Annotated in this window: 16 protein-coding genes; 6 read left to right on the top strand and 10 right to left on the bottom strand. The window is 74.2% G+C overall.

Annotation, left to right across the window (positions count from 1 at the left end; genetic code table 11):
* Nucleotides 1-39: 39 nt before the first annotated feature.
* The 4 genes from dnaE to ABT048_RS10785 all read right to left on the bottom strand — a co-directional run bounded on the left by dnaE (nucleotide 40) and on the right by ABT048_RS10785 (nucleotide 7984).
* Nucleotides 40-3606 (bottom strand): DNA polymerase III subunit alpha, encoded by a 3567-nt coding sequence (dnaE, locus tag ABT048_RS10800; protein WP_350521000.1) that lies wholly within the window; start codon nucleotides 3604-3606, stop codon nucleotides 40-42.
* Nucleotides 3607-3703: 97 nt separating this feature from the next.
* Nucleotides 3704-4438, bottom strand: coding sequence for a class I SAM-dependent methyltransferase (locus tag ABT048_RS10795; protein WP_350520999.1), 735 nt, complete (start codon nucleotides 4436-4438; stop codon nucleotides 3704-3706).
* 91 nt (nucleotides 4439-4529) lie between these two features.
* Entirely contained in the window at nucleotides 4530-5732 is a 1203-nt protein-coding gene (locus ABT048_RS10790; protein ID WP_350520998.1) for an MFS transporter, read from the bottom strand.
* Between the two features lie 191 nt (nucleotides 5733-5923).
* On the bottom strand, nucleotides 5924-7984 hold the full coding sequence (locus ABT048_RS10785) for a phosphocholine-specific phospholipase C (RefSeq protein WP_350520997.1): 2061 nt from the start codon (nucleotides 7982-7984) through the stop codon (nucleotides 5924-5926).
* A gap of 282 nt (nucleotides 7985-8266) precedes the next feature.
* Here ABT048_RS10785 and ABT048_RS10780 point away from each other — a divergent pair, with 282 nt between their 5' ends.
* The 4 genes from ABT048_RS10780 (at nucleotide 8267) to ABT048_RS10765 (ending at nucleotide 14533) form a co-directional block, all read left to right on the top strand.
* Nucleotides 8267-11002, top strand: coding sequence for an ATP-binding protein (locus tag ABT048_RS10780; protein ID WP_350520996.1), 2736 nt, complete (start codon nucleotides 8267-8269; stop codon nucleotides 11000-11002).
* A gap of 162 nt (nucleotides 11003-11164) precedes the next feature.
* Nucleotides 11165-12145, top strand: a complete 981-nt coding sequence (locus ABT048_RS10775; protein WP_350520995.1) for an AraC-like ligand-binding domain-containing protein — start codon at nucleotides 11165-11167, stop codon at nucleotides 12143-12145.
* Nucleotides 12146-12364: 219 nt separating this feature from the next.
* Nucleotides 12365-13441, top strand: a complete 1077-nt coding sequence (locus ABT048_RS10770; protein ID WP_350520994.1) for an alpha/beta hydrolase — start codon at nucleotides 12365-12367, stop codon at nucleotides 13439-13441.
* Between the two features lie 81 nt (nucleotides 13442-13522).
* Entirely contained in the window at nucleotides 13523-14533 is a 1011-nt protein-coding gene (locus ABT048_RS10765; RefSeq protein ID WP_350520993.1) for an AraC-like ligand-binding domain-containing protein, read from the top strand.
* Nucleotides 14534-14695: 162 nt separating this feature from the next.
* Here ABT048_RS10765 and ABT048_RS10760 read toward each other — a convergent pair whose 3' ends face one another.
* From ABT048_RS10760 to ABT048_RS10735, 6 genes are all read right to left on the bottom strand, one after another.
* Nucleotides 14696-15655 carry a VOC family protein gene (locus tag ABT048_RS10760; protein WP_350520992.1) on the bottom strand — a complete coding sequence of 320 codons (960 nt, stop codon included), beginning with the start codon at nucleotides 15653-15655 and terminating at the stop codon, nucleotides 14696-14698.
* 99 nt (nucleotides 15656-15754) lie between these two features.
* Nucleotides 15755-16474: a YoaK family protein gene (locus tag ABT048_RS10755; RefSeq protein ID WP_350520991.1), complete on the bottom strand. Its 720-nt coding sequence runs from the start codon at nucleotides 16472-16474 to the stop codon at nucleotides 15755-15757.
* The gene (locus ABT048_RS10750) at nucleotides 16455-16979 is read right to left on the bottom strand and encodes a DoxX family protein (RefSeq protein WP_350520990.1); all 525 of its coding nucleotides are present in this window, start codon (nucleotides 16977-16979) and stop codon (nucleotides 16455-16457) included. Before ABT048_RS10750 ends, ABT048_RS10755 begins: the two co-directional genes overlap by 20 nt.
* 56 nt (nucleotides 16980-17035) lie before the next feature.
* On the bottom strand, nucleotides 17036-17698 hold the full coding sequence (locus ABT048_RS10745; protein WP_350520989.1) for a hydrolase: 663 nt from the start codon (nucleotides 17696-17698) through the stop codon (nucleotides 17036-17038).
* Between the two features lie 182 nt (nucleotides 17699-17880).
* Nucleotides 17881-19752, bottom strand: a complete 1872-nt coding sequence (locus tag ABT048_RS10740; protein ID WP_350521080.1) for an amidohydrolase — start codon at nucleotides 19750-19752, stop codon at nucleotides 17881-17883.
* Nucleotides 19753-20094: 342 nt separating this feature from the next.
* Nucleotides 20095-20931, bottom strand: coding sequence for an alpha/beta fold hydrolase (locus ABT048_RS10735; RefSeq protein WP_350520988.1), 837 nt, complete (start codon nucleotides 20929-20931; stop codon nucleotides 20095-20097).
* 321 nt (nucleotides 20932-21252) lie between these two features.
* On the opposite strand from ABT048_RS10735, the gene ABT048_RS10730 reads away from it, so the two are divergent.
* Complete coding sequence (locus ABT048_RS10730) at nucleotides 21253-24657, top strand: right-handed parallel beta-helix repeat-containing protein (protein WP_350520987.1); 3405 nt, start codon at nucleotides 21253-21255, stop codon at nucleotides 24655-24657.
* A gap of 262 nt (nucleotides 24658-24919) precedes the next feature.
* Complete coding sequence (locus tag ABT048_RS10725; protein ID WP_350520986.1) at nucleotides 24920-25597, top strand: sigma-70 family RNA polymerase sigma factor; 678 nt, start codon at nucleotides 24920-24922, stop codon at nucleotides 25595-25597.
* The last annotated feature ends 28 nt before the right edge of the window (nucleotides 25598-25625 follow it).

Raw genomic sequence — 25625 nt, 5'->3', positions numbered from 1 at the left:
CCGTTCTCCTGCCCGGGCAGGAGAACGGCCGTCCGGGGTTCAGGCCCGGGTGGCCGCGCCGGCCCAGGCGCGGTTGCCGAGGAGGGTCTTGACGTCCGAGGCGAGCCCGTTGTCGGGGTTCACCCGGAAGCCCAGCTCGTAGAGGGTGCTCTTGTCCCAGTTGGTGGTGAGCAGCCGGATCGGGACGTCGCCGGGGTGGGCCTGGAGGGCGAGCTTGAGTTCGGCGACCACCTCGGGGGTGATCCGGGAGGCCGGGACGGTGATCTGGACGGGCGGTTTGGTGCCGAGCTCGGCGGAGGAGACGTCGAGAGTGGTGATCTCCTGGCCGAAGACGCTCAGCGAGCCGTCGCGCTCGTTGAGGCGGCCGCGGATCGAGATGACGTTGTCCTCGATCATCTGCTCGGCCATCAGGTTGTAGGTCGCGGGGAAGAACAGCACCTCGACCGAGCCGTCGCGGTCGGCGAGGGTGATGATCGCCCACGCGTTGCCGGCCTTGTTGATGCGCCGGTCGACGCCGGTGATCAGGCCGGAGAGGCGGACCTCGCCCTCGGAGCGCCCGGAGCCGAGGAGTTCGGCGATCGAGGTGTCGCGGTTCTGGGAGAGGATGTGCTCGGCGCCGTCGAGCGGGTGGCTGGAGACGTAGAGGCCCAGCATCTCGCGTTCCAGGGCGAGGAGTTGGCGGCGCGGCCACTCGTTGTCGGTGAGCTGGAAGTCCAGGCCGATGGCGGGCCCGCCGTCGGTGCCGTCGTCGAGGGCGCCGAACAGGTCGTCCTGGCCGATGGCCTGCTGCTTCTTCACCCCGGTGACGGCGTCGATGGCGTTCTCGTGCACGGTGCTGAGCGAGAGCCGGGTGTGGCCGAGCGAGTCGAAGGCGCCCGCCTTGACCAGGGAGTCGACGGTGCGCTTGTTGCAGACCACCAGCTCGACCTTGTCCAGGAAGTCGGCGAAGGAGGTGTACTTGCCCTTCTCCGCGCGGGTGCCGACCAGGGACTCGATCACCGGCACGCCGACGTTGCGCACCGCCTTGAGGCCGAAGCGGACGTCGCTGCCGACGGCGGTGAAGTCGACCACCGACTCGTTGACGTCGGGGGAGAGGATCTTGATGCCCATCTGCCGGCACTCGGCCAGGTAGACCGCCATCTTGTCCTTGTCGTCGGCGACCGAGGTGAGCAGCGCGGCCATGTACTCGGCGGGGTAGTTGGCCTTCAGGTAGGCGGTCTGGTACGAGACCAGGCCGTACGCGGCGGAGTGCGACTTGTTGAACGCGTAGCCGGCGAACGGGACCAGGACGTCCCACACCGCCTGGATCGCCTCGTCGGAGTAGCCGCGCTCCTTGCAGCCCGCGTGGAAGGGCACGAACTCCTTCTCCAGCACCTCCTTCTTCTTCTTGCCCATCGCGCGGCGCAGCAGGTCGGCCTGTCCGAGCGAGTAGCCGGCCAGCACCTGGGCGGCTCGCTGGACCTGCTCCTGGTAGACGATCAGGCCGTAGGTGGGGCCGAGGACGTCCTTGAGCGGCTCCTCCAGCTCGGGGTGGATCGGGATGATCTCCTGCTGGGCGTTCTTGCGCAGCGCGTAGTTGGTGTGCGAGTTCATGCCCATCGGGCCGGGCCGGTACAGCGCGGAGACGGCGGAGATGTCGGCGAACTCGGTGGGCTTCATCAGCTTGAGCAGGGCGCGCATGGGGCCGCCGTCGAGCTGGAACACGCCCAGGGTGTCGCCGCGGGCCAGCAGCTGGTACGTGGTGGGGTCGTCGATCGGGATCTTCTCGATGTCGACGTCGATGCCCCGGTTGGCCTTCACGATCTTGATGCAGTGGTCGATGATGCCCAGGTTCCGCAGACCCAGGAAGTCCATCTTGATCAGGCCCATGGCTTCGCACGACGGGTAGTCGAAGCCGGTGATGATCACGCCGTCCTTGTCCCGCATGTGCAGCGGGATCAGGTCGAGCAGCGGGGTCGAGGAGAGGATGACGGCGGCGGCGTGCACGCCGGTGCCGCGGATCAGGCCCTCGATGCCGCGCCCGGTGTCGATGATCTTCTTGACGTCGGGCTCGTTCTGGTAGAGCGCCCGGATCTCGGTGCCCTCGTTGTAGCGGGCGTGCTTCTCGTCGAACAGGTCGGCCAGCGGCACGCCCTTGCCCATGACGTCCGGCGGCATCGCCTTGGTGATCCGGTCGCCCATCGCGAACGGGTAGCCGAGGATGCGGTTGGCGTCCTTCACGGCGGCCTTGGCCTTGATGGTGCCGAAGGTGTTCACCTGGGCCGTGTAGGCGGCGCCGTACTTCTCGGTCACGTAGCGGACCATCTGGTCGCGCTGGCGGTCGTCGAAGTCGATGTCGACGTCCGGGGGGTTGATGCGCTCGGGGTTGAGGAAGCGCTCGAAGAGCAGGTCGTGCTCCAGCGGGTCCAGCTGGGTGATCCCGGTCAGGTAGGCGACCATCGAGCCGGCCGCCGAACCACGGCCCGGGCCGACCGGGATGCCGTTGTCCCGGCCGTACTGGCAGATGTCGGCGACCACGAGGAAGTAGGCGTCGAACCCCATCGGGGTGATGACGCCCATCTCCAGCTCGATCCGGTCGAGCACCTCCTGGCTGGGGCTGTCGCCGTAGCGGTGCTGCAGCCCGATCTCGATCTTCTTGCGCAGGTAGGAGGCCTGGGTCTCGCCCTCGGGCACGTCGAACTGCGGCATCCGGTCGACGTAGGTGAAGACCTCCTCGTACGACTCGATCCGCTCGGCGATCGCGAGGGTGTTGTCGCAGGCCTCCGGCAGTTCGCGGAAGAGCTCGCGCATCTCCTCGGCGGTCTTCACGTAGTAGCCGGTGCCCTGGAACTTGAAGCGGTTCGGGTCGTCCTTGTTCTTGCCCACGCCGACGCAGAGCAGGCTGTCGTGGGCGTCGGCCTGGTCGGCGGTCACGTAGTGGGAGTCGTTGGTGGCCAGCAGCGGGATGTTCAGCTGCTTCGCCAGGCGGAGCAGGTCCTCGCGGACGTTCTTCTCGATGTCCAGGCCGTGGTCCATCAGCTCCAGGAAGTAGTTCTCCTTGCCGAAGATGTCCTGGTAGGCGCCGGCGGCCTTGACCGCCTCCTCGTACTGGCCGAGGCGCAGCCTGGTCTGCACCTCGCCGGAGGGGCAGCCGGTGGTGGCGATGATGCCGGTCGCGTTGGCGGCGATCAGCTCGCGGTCCATCCGGGGCTTCATGTAGTAGCCCTCCATCGACGCGAGCGAGGAGAGCTTGAACAGGTTGCGCAGACCGGTGGCGTTCTGCGCCCACATGGTCATGTGGGTGTAGCGGCCGCCGCCGGAGACGTCCTTGCCGCCCTCGCCGTCGGCGCCGGTCGGGCGCTGGCCGCCGGGCGACCAGAACACCTGCTTCTTCAGGAAGCGGGAGGCCGGTGCGACGTACGCCTCGATGCCGATGATCGGCTTCACGTCGGTCTTGGCGGCCGCGTGGAAGAACTCGTACGCCCCGAACATGTTGCCGTGGTCGCTCATCGCGATGGCGGGCATGCCCTGTCTCTGCGCCTCGGCGAAGAGCTTCCCGTTCTTCGCCGCACCGTCCAGCATCGAGTACTCGGTGTGGACGTGCAGATGCGCGAAGCTGTCGGACACGGCGCTGTGCTCCTCGGACGGGTGTCGGTCTCGGAAGCGGTCCAGGCTAGCCGGTCGGGCCCGGCGACGCGCCGTGGTAAGGGTGATCGGCGGTGACTCAGGGGTGGCCCGGTCCGGCGCCCACGACGAGCCACCGGGCCGGGAGTTCGATCGGCCGGCCGTCGGGGGCGGACTCCGTGGTGGCCAGCGGCAGGTCGCCGGAGGCGAGCACGGTGAGGCCGGCCGTGTGCAGCAGCTCGGTGAGGGCCGCGTCGGCGACCTCGGCGGGGGCGAGGCCGTGTGCGAAGACCGGGCGCAGCTTCGGCGGCGGCCCGGCGGGGTCGTGGGCGAGGTCGGCGAGGACCTTCTTGGCGGACTCGGCCAGTTCGACCAGGAAGGCCCGGCCGCGTTCGCCGACCAGCGCGGCGACGGCCTCGGCGACCGGCCGGCGGTCGGCCGGCTCGCTCTGGTGGATCACGCCGCGCAGGTAGACGTTGGCGTCGCCGAGACGCTCGTGGAGCGCCCGGACGGCGTCGGCGTCGGTGGCGTCCAGCTGGGCGAACCCGGCCCGCCGGGCCGGGTCCCGGCGCCGGGCGTGGTCGAGGGCGGCCACGGACAGGTCGACCCCGAGGACGCGTGCGAAGCGGTCGGCGAGGAAGCGGGTCTGGGTGCCGTTGCCGCAGCCCAGGTCGACGAGGGGCAGTTCCGGGTCGGCGAGGTGGGGGCGGAACAGTACGAGGTGGCGTTCCGCGGTGACGGCCGGTTCGGCGTCCCAGATCACCGCGCCCGGTTCCTCGGGCGCGTCGCGCCAGAAGCCCTCCCAGGCGTCCCTGTACCGACTCGTCACGCTCATGGCGGAGACCTCCGGATGTCACGCTCAGTGTCGGGACCGTGTCTATCGGTCCCGGGCCCGGGCGGCAAGCACCGGCAGGCGGAACACGGGGTCAGGTCCCGGCGCTCGCCCGGCGCGCCAGGTAGGCGCCGGACGCGGCGGCCAGGACGGCCATGCAGGCGGCGAAGACCAGGCCGGCGTCGGCCAGGCCGACCGGCTCGCTGAGCAGGCCCACCCCGATGACCGGGATCGAGATGCCGAAGTAGGCGACCACGAACAGCGCCGACAGGGCGCCGCCGCGGTGCTCGGCCGGGCTGGCCGCGGCGATCTCGCCCACGGCGCCGCGCAGGCCCATGCCCTGCCCGGCGCCGCCGACCAGGGCGCTGAGCACCAGCGGCGCGAGGGTGGTCCAGGCGAGTGAGGCGGCGAGCAGGGCCAGCCCGGCGATGAGCACCAGGCAGCCCAGCGGGATCGCCCGGGCGGTGCCCAGGCGGGGCACCGCCAGCTGGCCCAGGGTGGAGGCGAAGAAGGCGGAGGAGACGATCAGGCCGACGGTGGCGTGGTTGTCGACGCCGAGGTCGGTGGTGAGGAAGGCGGGGCTGACCGAGGTGAAGACGCCCAGCAGGGAGAAGCCCGCGAACGCGGCGATCCCGGCCGGGACGAACACCCGGCGGACCTCCGGTGGCAGCGACGGCCGGTCGGGCCGCGCGGTGCGCAGCGGGCGGGCCCCGGCGACCGTCTCCGGCAGGCGCAGGGTGAGTGCGAAGGACACCGCGAGCAGGACCAGGTGCACGACGAACGGCAGGACCAGCGGCCGCGGCGCGTACTCGGCGAGGAAGCCGGACAGCAGCGGTCCGAAGCCCAGGCCGCCCATGTTGGCGGCGGTGGCGACGAAGCCCGCGCGGGCCCGCTGCCCGGGCGGGGCGAGCTCCAGCACGTACGCGGTGCCGGCGCCGGTGAACAGGCCCGCCGAGAAGCCGGACAGCAGCCGGCCCAGGAGCAGCAGCGGCACGCTGTCCGCGCCGAGGAAGACGGCGGCGCTGCCGGCGGCGAACCCCAGCCCGCAGAGCAGGACGGGGCGGCGCCCGACGGTGTCGGAGACGTTGCCGATCAGCAGCAGGACGCCGATGACGCCGAAGGCGTAGACGGCGAACACCACCGTCACCGTCAGCTCGGAGAAGCCGATCTTCTCCTGGTAGAGCCCGTAGAGCGGCGTGGGCAGGGTGGTGCCGGTCATGCAGACGGCGAAGGCGGCGGCGGCCACCAGGTAGTGGAAGCGGCCCGCGGCCGGCCGGGCGGTCCGACGGTCGGTCATCCGCCCACGATAGGCACGCCGTCGGGCCGGGCCCGCGCCGTGCGGGGTCGCACTGCGCCGAATGGCCGCCGCCACCGGGCCCGGCGGCCCGCCCCGGGCGGGTGAGGTGCCCGGGGTGGGCCGCCGGTGTCGGTGGTGGCGGGGTCGGGCCGGTGCGGGGCCGGCCGGGTCGGCAGGTGGGCGGGCCCGGGTCAGTAGGTGAGCAGGCCCGGGTCCGACAGGCCCGGTGCGCCGGTCTCGACGTGGCCGGCCAGGCGGCGGACGAAGTCGGCCGTCGCCGTGGAGGTGACCGTCACGTCGTACCAGTTGCGGCAGCTGCGCAGGTCGACGGTGTACGTGACCGTGGCGCCCCGGCGGACCGTGACGGTCTGCGGGGTGCCGGCGTAGGCGTTGGCGACGGTGAGCACGGCGTCGGCGGTGCCCGCGTTGGTGAGGGTGAGGTCGAGGCTGCCGGTGGTCGGGTTGTGGCGCGCGGTGACCTCGGGCCCGGCGGTCTTGCCGGGATTGCGGAAGCGGCGCAGGAAGCCGTTGGGGCCGTGCACGGTGAGGTCGGTGACGCCCTTGGAGTAGGTGGTGTTCCAGGCGTCGGAGATCGTCTTGCCGGCCTCGGCGGTGTACGTCCACGGGCCGTCGGTGCGGTTGGCCGAGGTCACCAGGAACTGGGCGCCGGCCGCCGCGCCGCCGCTGAAGGTGAGGCGGTACTTGCCGGTGCCGGTGTCGGCCGCGCCGTCCACGGACGGGGCGTACTTCAGCGGGCGGGTGGGCTTGGAGCCCGCCTCCTGCTTCGGCATGGTCCCGGTGGCGGGCGGGGCGGGCACGTAGTCGGGGTGCCGGTTGCGGTCCGGCGGGAGGTAGCCGGCGGTGGAGGGCAGCGCGGCCGGGACGGTGTTCGAGGCGGTGAAGTCGAAGGCGGAGGTGAGGTCGCCGCAGATGGCGCGCCGCCAGGGCGAGATATTGGGCTCCAGTACGCCGAAGCGGCGCTCCATGAAGCGGATGATCGAGGTGTGGTCGAAGGTCTCCGAGCAGGTGAAGCCGCCGGTGCTCCAGGGGGAGACCACCAGCATCGGCACCCGCTGGCCGAGGCCGTACGGGCCGGCCGCGTTGGAGATGTTCCCGGCGAAGTAGTCCGCGGTGGTGGACACCGTGGACAGGCCCTGGGAGGCGGAGGAGGGCGGGAACGGCGGCACCACGTGGTCGAAGAAGCCGTCGTTCTCGTCGTAGGTGATGAACAGCGCCGTGCGGGCCCACACGTCGGGGTTGGAGGTGAGCGCGTCCAGCACCTGGGAGACGTACCAGGCGCCGTAGTTGGCGGGCCAGTTGGGGTGCTCGGTGAACGCCTCGGGGGCGGCGATCCAGGAGATCTGCGGGAGCGTGCCGGCCTGGACGTCGCGGCGCAGGTGGTCGAAGAGGCCGTCGCCGGCCTTGGCGTTCGTGCCGGTGCGGGCCTTGTCGTACAGCGGGTCGCCGGGCTTGGCGTTGCGGTAGCTGTTGAAGTAGAGCAGCGAGTTGTCGCCGTAGTTGCCGCGGTAGGCGTCGCTGATCCAGCCCCAGGAGCCGGCCGCGTCCAGGCCGTCGCCGACGTCCTGGTAGACCTTCCAGGAGACCCCGGCCTTCTCCAGCCGCTCGGGGTAGGTCGTCCAGCCGTACCCGGCCTCCTGGTTGCCGAGGACGGGGCCGCCGCCGGTGCCGTCGTTGCCGGTGAAGCCGGTCCACATGTAGTAGCGGTTCGGGTCGGTCGAGCCGATGAACGAGCAGTGGTAGGCGTCGCAGAGGGTGAACGCGTCGGCCAGGGCGTAGTGGAACGGGATGTCCTGGCGGGTCAGGTAGGCCATGGTGGTGGCCGTCTTGGCGGGGACCCACTGGTCGTACTTGCCGTTGTTGAAGGCCTTGTGGCCGCCGGCCCAGTCGTGGTTGAGGTCCTGGACGAACTGCATGCCCAGGTCGTTCACCTGGGGGCGGAACGGCAGCACCTCCTTCTTGGCGCTGTCCGTCTGGTGCCACACGGACTTGCCGCTCGGGAGGGTCACCGGGCGGGGGTCGCCGAAGCCGCGGACCCCCTTCATCGCACCGAAGTAGTGGTCGAAGGAACGATTCTCCTGCATCAGGACGACGATGTGCTCGACGTCCTGGAGGGTGCCGGTGGCGCCCTGCGGGGCGATCGCCGCAGCGCGCGCGATGCTCTGCGACAGCGTGGAGAACGCGGCGGTGGCGCCCGCGAGTTGGAGGAAACGGCGGCGGTTCAGCTCTGCCATGGGTGGGTGACCTCTGGAAGGACGGGGGTGGAGGACGGCACCCCAAGGACAGCGGCTGCGGGGTACCACCCGGCGGACCACTCATGACTGCCCGCTGTACGGCGGACGAACGCCTTGAGTTGGCTGAACACGTTCGGCCGCCGCCGGGGAGGCCGGCCGCCTCCGCGAGCACGTCGCCGCATGTGGTCGGGGCCACACCCAGCGTGGTAACGGCTGGTCCTGACGGGCGTTAACCTTGGTTTCCCGTGGCGGGGGGACCGACGCGAGGGGAACAGAAGAGTGGTGCACGACAGCCGGGGACCGGCCGTGGTCGGGCGGCAGCGGGAGACGGAGCTCCTCACCGCCGCCCTGGTGCAGGCCGAGGACGGCGCCAGCGGGTGCACCGTGCTGCTGCGCGGCGAGCCCGGCGTCGGCAAGTCCACCCTGCTGTCCTGGGTGGAGCACGCCGCGCGCGAACGCGGCTTCACCGTCCTGCGGGCCGTCGGCGCCGAAGCGGAGACGGACCTCGCCTTCGGCGCACTCCACCAGGCCTTCCGGTCACTGCTCCAGCGCTCCGCCTCCCTCTCCGCCCACCAGCGGGAGGCCCTGGAGAGCGCGCTCGGCATCCGCGCCGGAACCCCGAGCGGCTTCGCCGTCGGTGCCGCCGCCCTGACACTGCTGGAGGAGGCGGTCCGCACCGCCCCCGTGCTGCTGCTCCTGGACGACCTGCACTGGGTCGACTCGTCGAGCGCGACCGTCTTCGCCTTCCTCCACCGGCGCTGCGCCGACCTGCCCGTGGTGATCGTCGGCGCCACCCGGCCGGACGGACCGGCCGCCCAGACCTGGTCGGCCGAGGCCGTCGAGGTCCGGGCCCTGCCCCGGACGGACGCGGCCCTGCTGCTGGGCACCCACCACCCCGAACTCGCGGCCGCCGCCCGGGACCGCGTCCTGGCGGAGGCGGCCGGCAACCCCCTGGCGCTGGTGGAACTGCCGCGCCAGCTGGAGGCCGCCCAGCAGCGCGGGACCGCCCCGCTGCCGGAACGGCTGCCGCTCGGGGAGAAGCTGGAGCGGATGTTCGCCGACCGGCTGGACGCGGTGACGCCCGAGGTCGGCCGCTACCTGCTGCTCGGTGCCCTCGCCACCGGCCCGGACTTCACCAACGGCGGCTGGCTGCGCGCCGCCGCGGACGGCGACGCCGGGGAGATCCCGGACGGGATCGAGGCGACCGGCCTGGCCCGGCTGGACCCGGCCGGCCAGCTGGTGTTCCGCCACCCTCTGGTCCGTACCGCCGTCGTCGCCGCGGCCTCCGACACCGCGCGCCGCGAGGCCCACCGCGCCCTGTCCGAGGCCCTCGCACCGGACGACCCCCGGCGGCTGGTCCACGAGGCCGCCGCCGCCCTGCTGCCCGACGAAGGCCTCGCACACCGCCTGCAGGAGGCCGGCCGCGACCTCGCCCGCCGCGGCGGCGACGCGGAGGGCGCCCTGCTGCTCGAACGCGCCGCCGTCCTCAGCCCCAGCTCCTGCGACCGCGTCCGCAGACTCGCCTGGGCCGCGGTGATGTCGGCCCGCGGCGGGCAACTGCGCCACACCGCCGCCCTGGTGGAGGAGCTGAAGAGCAGCAGCGTGCCGCAGGACGCCGCCCCGCTGTTCGCGTACGCGGTCGTCTACGCCGACCAGAGCCACCACGTGGACTTCGAGTCCTCCGCCGCCCTGCTGCCCGCCGCCCTGGACGCGCTCACCGCCCCGGGCGCCGACACCTTCGGCGGGCTGACCGAGCAGGTCTTCTTCAAACTGCTCCTGGCAGCCACCTACACCGACGACCCCTGGGCCTGGCGGGCCCTGGAACGGCACCGCGGCGAGGTCTCGGAGGCCGGCCGGCTGTGCCTGCGGGCCTGGACCGCCCCGGGCCCGGACACCACCGCCACCCTCCGGGCCGTCGCCGAGGGCATGACCGAGGAACAGGAGGCCGGCGCGGCCTGGCTGCTGCTGTGGACCGCCTCGGCGCTCGACTGCCCCGACAGCGACCTCTGGCAGCGCTTCACCGGACTGCACGGCTTCGCCACCCAGGGCTCGATCGCCAAGGCCAAGTGCCACCAGGACTTCCTGCTCGGCCACTGGGACCAGGCCGCCGTCTGCCTGCGCGAGGCCGAGATCGCCGACGAACTCGGCTACCACACCAACGCGTTGATGTTCCGCCAGTACTACGCCCACTTCCTGGCCGGCCGCGGCGACGAGGCCGGCCTGCGGGAGGTCGAACGGGCCATCCGGCCGACCGCCGCCCGGGCCCGGATGCGCTACGTCCTCGACCGCCTCACCCACCTGCGCGGACTGGCCGCGCTCGCCCACGGGCGCCACGAGGAGGCGTACGCGCACTTCTGCGAGATCACCCCGCCCGGTCGGCTGCCCGGCGGCCCGCCCTGGCACCACGCGCTGGTCCTCGACCTGGTCACGGCCGCCGTGCACACCGGCCGGCACGAGGAGGCCCGGGCCCACCTGGAGGCCGGGCGGGCGGCCCGCTCCGCCGAGATCTCCGACCGCCACGCCTTCCTATGCTCGGCCGCCGCCGCCCTGGCCGCCGAGGACGACGACGCCGACGCCGCCTACCGGGCCGCGTACGCCGTCCCCGGCGCGGAGCGGTGGGCGTTCGACCTCGCCCGGCTGCGGCTCGCCCACGGCTCGTGGCTGCGCCGCCGTCACCGGCCCGGCGCCAGGGAGCCGCTGCGCGCCGCCCACCACGTGTTCCGCCGCCTGCAGGCGGAGCCCTGGGCGCAGCGCTGCGAGGCGGAGCTGCGGGCCGCCGGCGACCCGGTGGCGCCGCCGCCCGGGGCACCGGCCGAAGCGCCGTCCGGCCTCACCGGCCAGGAGCTGCGGATAGCCCGGCTCGCCGCGACCGGTCTGACCAACAAGGACATCGGCCGTCGGCTCCAGCTGTCGCCCCGTACCGTCGCGGCCCACCTCTACAAGATCTTCCCGAAGCTCGGGATCACCTCCCGGGCCGCGCTCGCCCACGCGCTCGACACCGCACCCGACAGCGTCTGACCTGCGCTGACGCCCGCCCGGCCGGGCCCGTTCCGGCGCCGCCCCGGGTGCCCCGGTGGGCCCCGCGGGGTACTGCCGGAAAGAGCAGTCAGATGACCTAACCGTCCGCCGCCCACCCGCCCCAGGCTGGGATCGCGAGGAATCGGCGGAAGGGGCGGGCAGATGGGCGTGCGGGTGACGACCGCTTCGGTCGCGGACGAGGACAAGGCGGCGTACTGGAACGGGGCGGTGTCGCGGACGGTCGTCCCCGTCGAGGTGCACCCGCTCACCCCGCGGCCGTTCGACGGGCTGCTGGTCTCCCACCGGCTCGGCTACGTGCGGGTCTCCACGCTGGAGGCGGACGCCGCCCGGTTCTCCCGCACGGCGGCGCTGATCGAGCGGGCCCCGGGCGGTGAGCCGCAGATCGGGGTCGGCGTGCAGGAGGAGGGCCGGGCCGTCCTGGAGCAGGACGGGCGTCGGGCGGAGGTGTCCCCGGGCGGCCTGGTGGTGTACGACACGGCGCGTCCGTACGCCGTCGACTACCCGGAGCGCTTCCGCACCCACCTGTTCCACCTGCCGCGCCGACTGCTGGGCGTGCCGGAGCGGGACCTGCGCCAGGCGGCGGCGACGGCCCTCGGCCCAACGGAGGGCTGCGGACCGGTGCTCCTGCCGTTCCTCGCCGTCCTCGCCGCCTCCGCGCACTCCTACCCGGCCCCGGTCGGCGACCGGCTGGCCGGCAGCGTCGCCGACCTGCTGAGCACCCTCGTCGCCCAGTTGGCCGACGCCCGTCCGGCCGGCGAGGCGGACACCCCGAACGCGCACCTGGTCCGCCGGGTGCGGGAGTACATCGAGCAGCACCTGGCCGAACCGGAGCTGGTGCCCGAGCGGATCGCGCACGCCCACCACATCTCCGTGCGCTACCTGCACCGGATCTTCGAGGGGGAGGGGGTGACGGTGAGCCGGCTCATCCAGCAGCGCCGACTGGAGGCGTGCGCCCGCGAGCTGGCCCGCCGCGGCCGCACCGCGCCCACGGTCTCGGCGGTGGCCCAGCGCTGGGGCTTCGTCAATCCGGCGCACTTCAGCCGGAGCTTCCGCGCCGCGTTCGGCGTCTCCCCCCGGGAGTGGCGCGAGCGGCGGGAGGCCCCGGGCGGTGCCGCCGGTTGACGAGCCGCCGGTTGACGAGCCGCAGGGCCGGCCGCCGAGCCGGCCGCCGTCCGGGCCCGGGCCGGTCCACCGCGGCCACCGCCCCGGCAGTACGGTCGAGCGGGGCGCCGCCGCACCCCGGGGGAGGTGCGCGGGGCCGCCCCGCCCGACGCACCGGGCACCCGCCGCGACGCACGCGATGCCGTGCGGCCCCACTGATCGAAGCCAGGAGCGAAGACGTTGTCCGACCCCACCCCCCTGTCCGACCCGCGCCCGGTGCTCGACCGGGCGCTCCAGGAGTTCCTGGACGCCCGGGCCGGCCGCTCCGCGACGGAACCGCTGCCGGACCTCTCCTTCCTCACCCCGGACGGCCCGGCGGTCGGCGCGGACGTCCCGGTCGGCCCGGCGGGGGTACCGGGCGACGGGCCGTACGGCGGCCCGGACGACGGGCTCGACCGGGGCCCCGACGGGGAGCCGGACCCGGACGACCCGCACGGCACCTCGACGGAGTGGCTCGCCCTGCCCTGCGGACCGACCGAGAGGGTGCACGTCCAGGTGACCAGACCCGCCGGCACCGTCGGGCCGAGCCCCGTGGTGCTGTTCCTGCCCGGCCTCGGCTGGTCGCTCGGCGACGCCGCCTGCTACGCCGGGCTGGTCCGGGAGTTCGCCCTGGGCACCGACGCCGCCGTGGTGTACGTGGACTACGCCCGGGCGCCCGCGGCCCGCTACCCGGTGGCCGTCGAGCAGTGTCTCGCGGTGGCCCGCTGGATCCACGAGCACGGCCACGGGATCGGGCTGGACGGGCGCCGCATCGTCGCCGTCGGCGAGTCCGCGGGGGCCAACCTGGTGGCGGCGCTGACCCTGCTGGCCCGTCAGCACGGGGACGTCCCGCTGCTCCACCAGGTGCTGCTGTACCCGGTGACCGACGCCGACTTCGACACCCCGTCCTACCACCGCTACGCGACGGGCTACTTCCTGCACCGCGACCACATGCGCCGGTTCTGGGACGACTACCTGCCCGACCCGCGGGGGCGGGCCGAACCGACCGCCGCGCCGCTGCGCGCCCCGCTGGACCGGCTCGCCGGGCTCCCCCCGGCACTGGTGGTCACCGCCGAGGCCGACGTGCTGCGCGACGAGGGCGAGGCCTACGCGGCCCGGCTCCGCGAGGCGGGCGTTCCGGTGGTGGCCACGCGCTACCAGGGCGTGGTGCACGGCTTCCTGCTGCTCGCCGGGCACTGCCCCACCGGCACCGCCCGGGCCGCGCTGATCCAGGTCGTCGACACCGTGCACATGGCCCTGCACAGCCGTTCGTGGTGAGACCCGCCGCCCGAGGCACCCCACCGGACAGACCCCCACCGAAGAGACCCCCACCGGACAGACCCCCTCCGAGGAGCACTGATGCCCGTCGTTCTCGACACCACCGACGTACCGTCCGACGACCGCGCCGAGTACTGGCACGAGGCCGTCTCCCGCACCTTCATCCCGCTCGACGTGGCGCTGCTCGACCGCGCGCCCGCACCCGCGACGATCACCAGCCACCGCGTGGGCGACGTGCAGCTCTCCCTGGTGGAGGCCGGGCCGCAGCGGGTCGAGCGCAGCGCCGGGCTGATCGCCCGCGGCGGGGAGGACCACCTCACCCTGGCGCTCCAGCACCGCGGCACCGCCCGCCTGGAGCAGGACGGCCACCGGGTGGTGCTGCGGCCCGGTACGTTCGCGGTCTCCGACGCCGGACGGCCGTTCGCCAAGGAGCTGCCGGAGGCCTTCGCCTTCACCGCCCTGCACTGGCCGCGTACGGCCGTGGGCGTCTCGGACGAGGACCTGAAGGTGCTGACCACGACGGTCTTCGACAGCGCCGACGGCACCGCCCGGCTGGTGGCCGCGTACCTGGAGTGCCTCTCGCGGTCGGCCGGCTCGATGGAGCCCCAGCTCGCGTGCTGGCTCGCCACCACGGCGCTCGACCTGCTCGCGGTGCTCGCCCACGAGCGCCGCGGCCTGTCCTTGGCGGAGGCCCCCGAGGCGGCCCTGGCCGTCCTGGCCCGGGTGAAGGACCACATCCTGCGCAACCTCGGGGACCCGGGCCTCTCCCCGGAGCGGATCGCGGCCGCCCACCACGTGTCCGTGCGGTACCTGCACAAGCTCTTCCGCTTCGAGGGGGTCACGCTGGCCCGCTGGATCCAGCGCCAGCGGCTGGACATGTGCCGCCGCGACCTCGCCCGCCGGACGGCCGGCCGGGCCACCGTGGCGGCGGTGGCGAGCCGCTGGGGCTTCGTGAGCGCCAGTCACTTCAGCCGGGCGTTCCGGGCCGTGTACGGGCTCTCGCCGCGCGAGTGGCAGGCGTACGCCGGGACGGGTGCCGGCGCCGGCACCGCTCCGGGGGCCCGCGCGTCCGGCTACGGCATCGCGGTCTGAGCCGACGGGCCGGACCGGAAGCGGCGGGCCGCCGGGCGCGGGTGTGCGCCCGGTGGCCCGCCGGAGGGTCGACCGGGACGGCCGGTCGTTCGCCACGGTTCACGCCGTGCCGGTGACGCCGTGCCGGTGACGCCTCGCCGGGCGTCGCTCATCGGGCGTCGCTCATCGGGCCGTGTGGACCTCCGCGACGTAGCCGCCGGGGAAGCGCACCATCGCGCTGTCCCGGCCGCCCGCCGTGACCGGACCTGACAGCACCGACGCGCCGGCGGCCCTCGCCCGCTCCAGCGTCGCCCCGAGGTCCGGCACGCCGTAGCCGGTGAGCTCCCGGCCGAAGGGGTACGGCAGGTGGCCGTCCGTCACGGCGACGGTGGTGGTGCCGAAGCCGGAGGTGAGCGTCAGCAGCCGGTACGTCGTGGCGGGCAGGCCGATCGCGGCGCCGTCGGCCCGCCGGTCGTCGGAGACGATCCGGCCCCGGGTGAAGGCGAGGTAGCTGCGCAGGAACCCGCCGACCGCGTCGGGGGAGAGGTAGAGCCGGTTCTCCGGCACGCTCGCCAGGGCGGGGTAGGACGGCGCGGTGGTGTGCACGTAGAGCTGGGCGCTGATCCCGCCGGGGAACTGCACGACGGCGTCGCGCCCGATCGGGTCGGCGAACGGCGCCACCGTCACGGCCGCGCCGTCGGCCCGGGCGGCGCGGACCGCCTGGTCGAGGTCGGTCACCAGCCAGCCGGTGCGCTCGGTGCCGAACGGGGACGGGACGGGGGTGGTGTAGTCGAACACCGACAGGGTGCCGACCGGGGAGAGCACCAGCTCGGAGAGCGTCCGGCTCGGCGTGGGCGTCACCTGGGTGGCGTTGGGCCCGATCGTCGTCCCGCCGAAGGTGGCCACCCAGGAGGCGACGAACGCCTGCTCGGTGCCCGGTTCGACGTAGACGTGGGTGGAGTCGTACTGCGGGCCGACGGCGAACTGCCGGTGGGCGTACGTCGGGGCGGCCTGGCCGGCCTGAGCGGCTTGCGTGGTCTGGGTGGTCTGGGTGGTCTGGGCCACCGAGGCGGCGGGGACCGCGGTCAGGGCGGCGATCGCCGCCACCAGCGGGACGACGCGTCGCAGGAAGCGTCGGTTCATCGGGGACCTCCCGGTCGTCGGCGCGCCCGGCGCCCGCTGAGCGGGGCCGGGCGCGTGCGGGGTTCGTGATGGTCGATCGAGTCGGTGGAGGAGCACGGATCAGGCCACCGGCGGCGCCCAGTGGGCGTCCGGGGCCGAGATCCGGTGGGCGGTCACCGCCGTGGCCAGGAGCAGCAGGGCGGCCAGGGCCAGGGCGGTGGCGGTCTGCCCGTGCAGGACCAGGGCCGCCCCCGCGAGGCCGCCGAGCAGCATCGCCAGCGCGGAGAGGATCCGGCGTCCCGGGCGCGGTGCCGCGCCGCCGGCCGCCGTGGAGTCGGCGGCCAGGCCGGTCAGGGTGAGGGTCAGCACGGTGGTGGTCAGGTCGGGCACGCCGAGCCGCCGCGCCGCCGCGTTCTGCAGGCCCATGCCCAGCCCCAGCAGGACGATCAGGGCGTGGTCGGCCCCGCCGGCCGCGGCGGTGGCGGCCGCCGCGGCCGTCAGGACCGTCTGGGCGCCGGCCGCCAGGGCCAGCAGGCGCCCGCGGTGGGCCGACGTCCGGCTGCCCAGCCGTCCGCCGACGAGCGCACCGGCCAGGAACGACCCCAGCGAGACCAGCGAGGCCGTGGCCGACAGCCCCGGGGCCCCCGCCAGGGCGAACCCCAGGAAGACCACGTTGCCGGTCATGTTCGCCACGAACACGTGGCCGAGGCCGAGGTAGCTCACCGCGTCCACCAGGCCCGTGGCCACCGTCAGCAGGAGCATCAGCGGCGGCAGCGGGCCGTGCCGGTCCGCGCGCGGCGGGACCAGCGTCCGCCCGGCGTCAGCCAGCAGGGTGCGCACCGGCCGCCTCCTCCCGCGGCGCGGGCGCGCGGTGCAGGACCGCCCGGGTGAGCAGGCCGCTCGCCGGGCCGAGCACCAGGGCCGCGACCGACAGCCAGAGCGGCCAGCCGGTCAGGCCGACGGCGTGGTCCGCGGACCACCGGCCCGGCCCGGTGAGGGCGAGCGCCCCCGAGACGACCACCAGCACCAGCGGGTACTCGTAGCCGTCGTTCTGCACCCAGAGCCCGTGCGGCAGCTTGACCGTCAGCGCCACCGTCATCACGCCCATGGCGACCATGGCCGCGAGCGGGGTGAGCGCGCCGAGGGCCAGGAACAGGCCCGAACCGACCTGCCCGGCGCCCGCCGCGAGCGCGGTGAGCGTCCCGCCGCGGAAGCCGTCGTGCCGGAACTCCTCCGTCCCGCCCGCGAGGCCGTTGCCGCCCAGCCGGAAACTCACCTTCTGTACGCCGTGCCCGGCGACGAGCAGGCCCACCACCACACGGAGGATCAGCAGTCCGGTGTCCATCGTTCCTGTTCCTGTCCCTGGTCGCTGTAGCTGATGCCGAGTCGGTGTGCGCCGGCTCAGCCGGCGGCGTGCTCGCCGATGACGGCCTGCGCGTAGACGACCCCGAGGCCGTACGCACCGGCGTGCTCCTTGACGATCTCCATGACGGCGCCGTAGGTCTCCTGGCGCGCCCAGTCGCGCTGGAGCTCCAGCAGCACCTGGACCCAGGTGACCGGCACCGCGCCGGAGTGCATCATCCGCTGGACGGCGTGCTCGTGGGCCTGCGGGGAGACGCCGCCGGAGGCGTCGGTGACGACGTAGACCTCGTAGCCCTGGTCGATCATGGACAGCACGGGCAGGACCAGGCAGACCTCGGTCCACAGGCCGGCGATGACGACCTTGCCGCGGCCGGTGGCCTTGACGGCCTCGACGACCGCCTCGTCCTCCCAGGCGTTCATCGAGGTGCGGTCGAGGACCTCGGCCTTCGGGAAGACCGCGGCCAGCTGCGGCAGCAGCGGGCCGGAGAAGGACTCGGCGGCGACGGTGGTCAGCACGGTCGGGACGTCGAAGGCCTTGGCGGCCTTGGCGAGGCCGACGGTGGCGTTGATGATGGCGGTGCGGTCGCCGCTGCCGGTGCCGAAGAACATCTGCGGCTGGTGGTCCACGAACAGCACCACGGCGTTGTCGGGGGTCAGCAGGTCGGGGCTGGGGGTGGCGCTGACCTGGGAGACGTCGACCATGAGGGTTCCCTTCGGGTTCTTTCGGTGGATCCTTCGCGCGGTGATCCGCGGAGGAAGTCGGGTGGGTGGTGCGGTGGGTGCTCCGGCGGGCCGCCCGGGGTGTCCGGTGGCCCGACCTGGGTGTCCGGTGGCCCGACCTGGGTGTCCGGCGGGCGGCCCGCCGGAGCACCCGGTGGGGTGCGTCAGAGCAGGAAGCAGGGGTCGAACGGCTGGGACGGCTCCGTCGCCAGGCCGCGGCCGACGCGCCAGCGGCGGTGCAGCTCGGACTCGGCGACGACCTCGCCGAGCAGTTCGGCCTGGCGGGCGCCGGTGCCCCCGCTCCGGTGGGACCGGTAGCCGCCGAAGCGGGCGACCGGACTCCACGCCGGGCTGACCGCGGGAAGCTCCTCGTCCAGGCCCTCGTACTCCGCCGCGGCGTGCACGATCCGGCCGCCGACCACGGTCAGCAGGGACTCGATGTGCGGGATCTCGTGCTCGGGCACCGTGAAGAAGTCGTCGGACAGCACCGCGAGGTCGCCGTAACAGCCCGTCCGCAGCACGCCCTTGACGTCCTGCTCGCCGGTGAGCACAGCGCCAGCCGTGGTGTACATCGCGAGCGCGGTGGCCCGGTCCACCCGGTTCTGCGGGGGCCGGATCGCCGGCCCGCCGACCGTGCGGCCGGAGACCAGCCAGTGCAGCGCGACCCACGGGTTGTACGAGGACACCCGGGTGGCGTCGGTGCCGGCGGCCACGGTCAGCCCGCGGTCCAGCATCGCGCGGATCGGCGGCGCCTCGGCGGCGGCGCCGACGCCGTACCGGCGGGTGAACACCTCGCCCTGGAAGGAGAGCCGGTTCTGCACGGACAGCGCGCCGCCGAGCGCCGCGATCCGGTCGAGGCTGTCCCGGGAGACGGTCTCCGCGTGGTCGAAGAGCCAGCGGTTCCCGGCCGGGAAGAGCCCCTCGGCGGCGAGCTTCTCGAACACCGCGAGGTCCCGCCGGATCGTCTCGTCGTACGTCGCGTGCAGCCGGAAGCCCCAGCCGTGCTCCGTGAGCATCCGGACGGCCTTCTCGAACTCGCCCTCGTAGCCGCCGAGTTCCGGACGCGGCTCGGCGAAGTTCTCGAAGTCGGCGGCGGCCCAGGTGAGGTTCTCGCCGGCGCCGTTCAGCCGCAGCCACTCGTCGCCGTCCCCGGGGCGGACCGACTCGATCCAGCGGGTGAGGTCGTCGAGTTCCTGGCCCGGGGTCTGCGGGAACAGGTGGTAGGCGATGCGCAGGGAGAGCAGGCCCTCCCGGGCGAGCTCGGTCACCGTCGCGTAGTTCTCCGGGAAGTTCTGGAAGCCGCCGGCGGCGTCGATCGCGGAGGTCAGCCCGAAGCGGTTCAGCTCGCGCAGGAAGTGCCGGGTGGACGACTTGCGCTCCTCGGGCGCCAGGGTCGGCGCCTTGGCGAGGGTGGAGTAGAGGATCAGCGCGCTGGGTGCGGCCAGCAGCATGCCGTTGGGCTCCCCGCCGCGGCCCCGGACGATCTGGCCGCCCTTCGGGTCGGGAGTGTCCCGGGTGTAGCCGACGGCCTGCAGCGCGGCGCGGTTGAGGACCGCCGACTGGTAGAGGTGGAGCACGAACACCGGGGTGTCCGGCGCGGCCTCGTTCAGTTCGGCGGGCGTGGGCAGCCGCCGCTCGGCGAACTGCTCCGCCGACCAGCCGCCGACGACCCGCACCCACTGCCCCTTCGGGGTCCGGGCAGCCTGCTCCCGCAGCATCGCCAGGCCCTCGCGCAGCGAGGTCACACCGTCCCAGCGCAGCTCCAGGACGTAGTTCAGGCCGCCCCGGATCACGTGCAGGTGCGAGTCGTTGAGGCCGGGCACCACCCGCCGGCCGAGGGCGTCCACCACGGTGGTGGCGGGCCCGATGAGCGGGGCGACGTCCGCGTCGTCCCCCACGGCCGTGATCAGGCCGTCGCGGATGGCGAGGGCGCCGGCCTGTGGGCGGCGGGCGTCCCCGGTGTGGATCTTCGCGTTGCGGACGACGACGTCGGCAGCGTTCTCGACGGCGCGGGGGACCAGCCCGCCGACCGGCATTGCAGGCACCGCTCCAGCCTCCTGTGAGGGTTCGGACCGCCACCCCGGTTCGGGCGGCGGAGGGGCGTCCGGGCGGGGCGGGGACTCACCGGCCCGGCTCCGCTCCGATCGCCTGAAAGAACGTTAAGTCGCAGGTGGGATGGGTAGTTGGCGCACAGTGCACCGTCTCCGGTCCGCCAGTGAACCGGCCGGGCGGGGCTCCGGGCGGGGCCGGTGGAGCGGGGTCGCGGGGACGCGGGGACGACGGAAGAGCCCCGGGCCTCCCCCCGTCCGGTGGGACGGGGGGAGGCCCGGGGCTCGGTGCCGGGGCGGACGGGCCGCCCCCGGGTCACGACGCGTCGGTCACTTCGCGAGGAAGGCCAGCAGCGCCGCGTTCACCTCCTCGGCGTGGGTCCACAGCAGGCCGTGCGGCGCACCCTCGATCTCCACGTACTCGGCGGAGGGCAGGGCCCGGTGGAAGACGCGGGCGGTGTTCTCGATGGGCAGGGTGCGGTCGCCGGTGCCGTGCAGGATCAGGGCAGGCACGTCGATGCGGGGGATGTCGGCGCGGAAGTCGGTGTACCAGGTGGTCGGTGCGGCCGAGGCGGCGAAGGAGCCGCCGGAGGCCGCGGTGTTCCAGCTGTTGCGGACGGCCTCCTCGCTGATCCGGGTGCCGAGGTTCTCGTCCAGGTTGTAGAAGTCGTTGAAGAAACCGGTGTAGAAGGCGAACCGGTCGGCCTTCACCGCGGCGACGATGCCGTCGAAGAACTCCTGCGGGGCGGCGCCGTCCGGGTTGTCGTCGGTCTTGAGCAGGAACGGCTCCAGGGAGGCCAGGAAGGCGACCTTGGCGACCCGCTCCGAGCCGTACGAGGACACGTAGCGGGCGACCTCGCCGGTGCCCATCGAGAAGCCGACCAGCACGGCGTCCCGCAGGTCCAGGGTCTCCAGCACGGTGTTCAGGTCGGCGGCGAAGGTGTCGTAGTCGTAGCCGGTGGTCGGGTGCGAGGACCGGCCGAAGCCGCGGCGGTCGTAGGTGATCACCCGGTAGCCGGCGTCGAGCAGCGCGGCGCTCTGCCGCTCCCAGGAGCGTCCGTCCAGCGGGAACCCGTGGATCAGCACGACCGGCTGACCGGTGCCGTGGTCCTCGTAGTAGAGGTCGACGGGCGTGGTGTTCTCCTGGCCGACGGTGATGAACGGCATGGGGGTCCTTCTCTCTTGCGTGCTCTTGGTGCCGATGTCTGCCGGCACAGCGTGCGGGCTGCGCCGGGCCACCCACGCTAGGACCGGGTGTGCGCGGGTGTTTGCCGCCGAGAGCACCGCGTCTCGTCCGAGAGTGACTGACGGTCCGTCCGCTCCCGGGCGGAACCCGTCCCGGTGCCGGCGTGCCGGCGCGCGGGCTCCCGCCGGGCGGACACCCCGTGAACCGGCCCGGCCCGGACGGCCGTAGCACCGGAGAGGACGCGCCGCCGGTGCGTCCCCCGACCGGGCCCACCCCGCCCCACGACGAAGGGAACCCCAGGCATGTCGCGCCCGGTGCTGACGGTCTGCGCGGAGCAGCGGGAGCCCGGCTCCCACCGCACGATCGGCGCAGCCCTCCAGGCCGCCCGCAGCGGCGCGGTGATCTCGGTACGCCCCGGCCACTACGACGAAAACCTGGTGCTCACCAAGGCGGTCACCGTCACCGCCGAGGGCGGCCGGGGCAGTGTGCGGATCGGTCCGCGGCACGGCTCGGTGGTCCACGTGCTCACCGACGACGTCCGGCTGACCGGGCTGGTGCTGCACGGGCAGGACGACGAGCTGCCCGCCGTGGACGTCCCGCGCGGCCGGCTCGCCCTGCAGGACTGCGACGTGACCGGCAACGCCTGGACCGCCGTGCTCACCCGCGAGCAGGGCGAACTCGCCATGCACGCCTGCCGGGTGGTCAACCCGGTCGGCGCCGGGCTGGTCGAGACCTCCACCGGTGGCAGCGTCATCGAGGACAGCGTCATCGAACACCTCGGCACCTCCGCCCTGGTGATCGGCGAGCGGGCCGACCCGACCGTACGGCGCTGCGTGCTGCGCGACGCCCGGGGCAACGGCGTGTGCGCCAACGGCGAGGCCCGCGGCACCGTCGAGGACTGCGAGATCTCCGCCACCGACCGGCCCGCCGTGGCCCTGGAGGAGCGGAGCACCACCCGCCTGCTGCGCACCGAGATCCGCGACAGCGCCCTGGGCGTGTACGTCGGGTCCACCGCCCGGGTCGTGCTGGAGGACTGCACCGTCACCGCCGTCCGCGGCCACGGCTACGTGCTCGCCGACGGGACCGACCCGCTGCTGCGCCGCTGCCGCGCCGTACGCCCCCAGGGCCACGGCCTGCACATCGCGGGCCGCTCCCGGGGCACCCTGGAGGACTGCGAGGTGAGCTCCCCCGCCGGGGCCGGCATCCACGTCGGCGAGTCGGCCCGTCCCGTCCTGGTCCGGACGGTGGTGCGCAACGCCGAGGCCGACGGCGTCGAACTCACCGGGGAGAGCGCCGCCGAGTTCGACCGGCTGGAGGTCCGGGACCCGGCGGGCACCGGCATCGTGGTGCGCGACGGCGCCGACCCGCTGCTGCGCCGCACCGCCGTCACCGCCGCGGGCGGCCACGGGATCGAGGTGCTGCGCGACGGGCGCGGCCGGATCGAGGACGCCATCGTGCTCGACTCCGGCAGACACGGCGTCCGCGTCGCCGACGGCGCCGACACCCACCTCGCCGGCAGCCGGGTGCACGGCAGCGGGGCCTGCGGCATCTCGGTCGGCGCCGAGGGCGCCGCCACCCTGAGCGACGTCGAGAGCGCCGACAACGCCCTCGACGGCGCGAGCGTCGAACGCGGCGGCGAACTGACCGCCACCCGCACCGTGCTGCGGGCCAACCGCCGCCACGGGCTGCACCTGGCGGCGGGCGCCCGCGCCGCGCTGACGGCCTCCCGGCTCACCGGCAACACCGTGGACGGGCTGCGCTGCGACTCGGCGGAGCCCGTCCGGCTCACCGGCTGTCTGGCCGCCGGGAACCGGGGCGCGGGCCTGCGGCAGACCGGGCCGACCGACCGGCTCGCGGTCGAGGACCTCGACAGCCGGGACAACGGGTCGCCCGACGCCGTCGGCCCGGTGGTGGTCGCCGGGGTCGGTGGTGCGCCCGGGGCCGCCGCTGTTCCGGATGCCGCCGCCGCCGACCCGGGACCTCGGGGGGCACCGGGGGCGGAGGGGGCGCAGGGGCCGCAGGGGCTGCAGCAGGGGCCGCAGGGTTCGCGGGGTCCGCAGGCCGTCCTGCAGACCCTGGTCGGGTTGGAGGGTGTCAAGGAGCAGGTCGCCACCCTGGTCAACCTCAACAAGCTGACCCGGCGCCGCGAACAGGCCGGCCTGCCGGCCCTCCCGATGAGCCGGCACCTGGTCTTCGCCGGGCCGCCCGGCACCGGCAAGACCACCGTCGCCCGGCTGTACGGCGAACTCCTCGCCGAACTCGGCGTGCTGCGCAGCGGCCACCTGGTCGAGGTCGCCCGCGCCGATCTGGTCGCCCCGGTCATCGGCGGGACCGCCCTGAAGACCACCGAGGCGGTCAGGGCGGCCCTCGGCGGCGTGCTGTTCGTCGACGAGGCGCACACCCTCTCCGGCGGCACCGGCACCGGCACCGGCCCCGACTTCGGCCGCGAGGCCATCGACACCCTGGTCAAACTGATGGAGGACCACCGCGAGGACCTGGTGGTGATCGTCGCCGGGCACGAGGCCGAGATCCGCGGGTTCCTCGCCGCCAACCCCGGCCTGGCCTCCCGGTTCAGCCGCACCGTCGAGTTCCGCGACTACAGCGTCGACGAGCTCACCACGATCGTCGAGCACGCCGCCGCCGGCCACGGCTACGAACTCGCCGAGGGCACCCGTGCGGCGATCGCCGTGCACTTCGAGCGGTTGCCCAGGGGCGCCGCCTCCGGCAACGGCCGGGCGGCCCGCAGGGTGTTCGAGGAGATGGTCGACCGGCAGGCCTCCCGCCTCGCCGGACTGGAGCACTTCGACAACGCCGCACTCACCCGGCTGCTGCCCGCCGACGTCGGCGGGCCGGCCGCGGCCGGGGCCCGGGCGGCCGATCCCGGGGAGCCCGGTCTGCTCGACCGGCTGCGCGCCATGGTCGGCCTCGCCGCCGCCAAGGAACAGGTCGAGGACCTGCTCAACCTCACCCGGCAGGCCCGCCGCCGCACCGACGCCGGGCTGCCCGCCGCCGCCATCGGCCACCACCTGGTCTTCGCCGGGCCGCCCGGCACCGGCAAGACCACCGTCGCCCGGCTGTACGGCGAACTCCTGGCCGAACTCGGCGTCCTGCCCGGCGGCCGGCTCGTGGAGGTCGCCCGCCCCGACCTCGTCGGGCGCTACATCGGCCACACCGCGCAGCTCACCCGGGACGCCTTCGAACGCGCCCGCGGCGGCGTGCTGTTCATCGACGAGGCCTACACGCTGACCCCCCGCCACGGCGCCGCCGGCGACTTCGGCCAGGAGGCCGTCGACACCCTGATGAAACTGATGGAGGACCACCGCGACGAGGTCGTGGTGATCGCGGCCGGCTACCGGGAGGAGATGCAAGGCTTCCTCGCCTCCAACCCCGGCCTCGCCTCCCGCTTCTCCCGCGAGATCACCTTCGACCACTACGCGGACGACGAACTCGTCACCATCGTCCGGCGGCAGGCCGAGGCGGCCGGCTACGACTGCACCCCGGAGACCCTCACGGCGCTCGGCACGCTGTTCCGGGGCGCCCGGCGCGACCGCTCCTTCGGCAACGGCCGGTTCGCCCGGCAGGTGCTGGAGGCGATGATCACCCGGCAGGCCGGCCGGCTGTCCCGCGTGGACGTGGTGGACCTGGACGAACTCGGCCTCCTGCTGCCGACGGACATCCCGACCGAACGGATCGGCGGCCTCGCCTGACGGACGCGCCCTCCGAGGGCAGCACCCTGCCCCTCGCTCCGTGCCCCCCGTGCCACCGCCCCACGCGGCACCGGCGGGCGGCGCGGGTGCCGTGGGCGGGGCGTTGGCGGATCGTTGGCGAGGACTTGGCGGGGTCCGGCAGTGTGCTGTTGCAGTCGCCGCCGGGCCCGTCCGGTCGGCGCCCAGCGGTGCCCTGCCCGTACCGCGCCCCCCTGCCCGACCTGAGAGGTAGCGCGTGTCGAAGCCGTTCGTTGCTCAGCCCATGCCCGTCACCGAGCCCGCCGCGGGCCCGTCGGACGCGGCGGCGGCTGCCACAGACCAGGCGCACCAGGACGGCCGGGACCGCCGCGCCCGCCAGGACCGCCAGGACCGTCCGACCCTCGACCCGGACACGCTCGCCGAGATCCACCGGCTGCACGGCGGCTACCTGCTGCGCTCGCTGCTGCGGGCCACCGGCGGGGACCGCGGCAAGGCCGAGGACATCCTGCAGGAGACCCTGCTGCGGGCCTGGCAGCACCCGGAGGCGCTGAGCAACGGCCCCGAGCAGAGCCGGCCCTGGCTGTTCACGGTGGCCCGGCGGATCGCGATCGACCACTACCGGATGGCCGCCGCCCGCGCCAAGGAGGTGATCGGCGAGCCGCTGGAGGACCGCCCGCTCGCCGAGGACCCGTACGAGCAGGTCGTGGCCGCGCGGGACATCGCGCTGGCGCTGCGCCGGGTGCAGAAGCACCACCGCGAGGTGCTGGTCGAGCTCCACCTGAAGGACCGGTCGGTGCTGGAGGCCTCGGCCAAGCTGGGGGTGCCGCCGGGCACGGTCAAGTCCCGCAACTTCTACGCGATCCGGGCGCTGCGCCCGGTCCTGGCGGCGGAGCACGGGTACGCCCCGGCCGGGAGCCCGTCGTCGTCGGCGGAGAGCGGCGCCGCCTCGGCGGCCCGGTGACGCCGGGGCGCCTCGGCCTCCCGGCGGC

The sequence above is a fragment of the Kitasatospora sp. NPDC096140 genome, from assembly GCF_040303045.1.
Lineage (GTDB): Bacteria > Actinomycetota > Actinomycetes > Streptomycetales > Streptomycetaceae > Kitasatospora.
Note: the sequence above shows the minus strand (reverse complement) of the source record. Positions and strands in the feature narration are given on the sequence as shown.

What these genes read in the sequence shown, in the direction of transcription:
- ABT048_RS10795 (WP_350520999.1), bottom strand. Translation starts at nt 4,438, where the DNA reads ATGAGCGTGACGAGTCGGTACAGGGACGCCTGGGAGGGCTTCTGGCGC.
- ABT048_RS10790 (WP_350520998.1), bottom strand. Translation starts at nt 5,732, where the DNA reads ATGACCGACCGTCGGACCGCCCGGCCGGCCGCGGGCCGCTTCCACTAC.
- ABT048_RS10785 (WP_350520997.1), bottom strand. Translation starts at nt 7,984, where the DNA reads ATGGCAGAGCTGAACCGCCGCCGTTTCCTCCAACTCGCGGGCGCCACC.
- ABT048_RS10775 (WP_350520995.1), top strand. Translation starts at nt 11,165, where the DNA reads ATGGGCGTGCGGGTGACGACCGCTTCGGTCGCGGACGAGGACAAGGCG.
- ABT048_RS10765 (WP_350520993.1), top strand. Translation starts at nt 13,523, where the DNA reads ATGCCCGTCGTTCTCGACACCACCGACGTACCGTCCGACGACCGCGCC.
- ABT048_RS10760 (WP_350520992.1), bottom strand. Translation starts at nt 15,655, where the DNA reads ATGAACCGACGCTTCCTGCGACGCGTCGTCCCGCTGGTGGCGGCGATC.
- ABT048_RS10750 (WP_350520990.1), bottom strand. Translation starts at nt 16,979, where the DNA reads ATGGACACCGGACTGCTGATCCTCCGTGTGGTGGTGGGCCTGCTCGTC.
- ABT048_RS10745 (WP_350520989.1), bottom strand. Translation starts at nt 17,698, where the DNA reads ATGGTCGACGTCTCCCAGGTCAGCGCCACCCCCAGCCCCGACCTGCTG.
- ABT048_RS10740 (WP_350521080.1), bottom strand. Translation starts at nt 19,752, where the DNA reads ATGCCGGTCGGCGGGCTGGTCCCCCGCGCCGTCGAGAACGCTGCCGAC.
- ABT048_RS10735 (WP_350520988.1), bottom strand. Translation starts at nt 20,931, where the DNA reads ATGCCGTTCATCACCGTCGGCCAGGAGAACACCACGCCCGTCGACCTC.
- ABT048_RS10730 (WP_350520987.1), top strand. Translation starts at nt 21,253, where the DNA reads ATGTCGCGCCCGGTGCTGACGGTCTGCGCGGAGCAGCGGGAGCCCGGC.
- ABT048_RS10725 (WP_350520986.1), top strand. Translation starts at nt 24,920, where the DNA reads ATGCCCGTCACCGAGCCCGCCGCGGGCCCGTCGGACGCGGCGGCGGCT.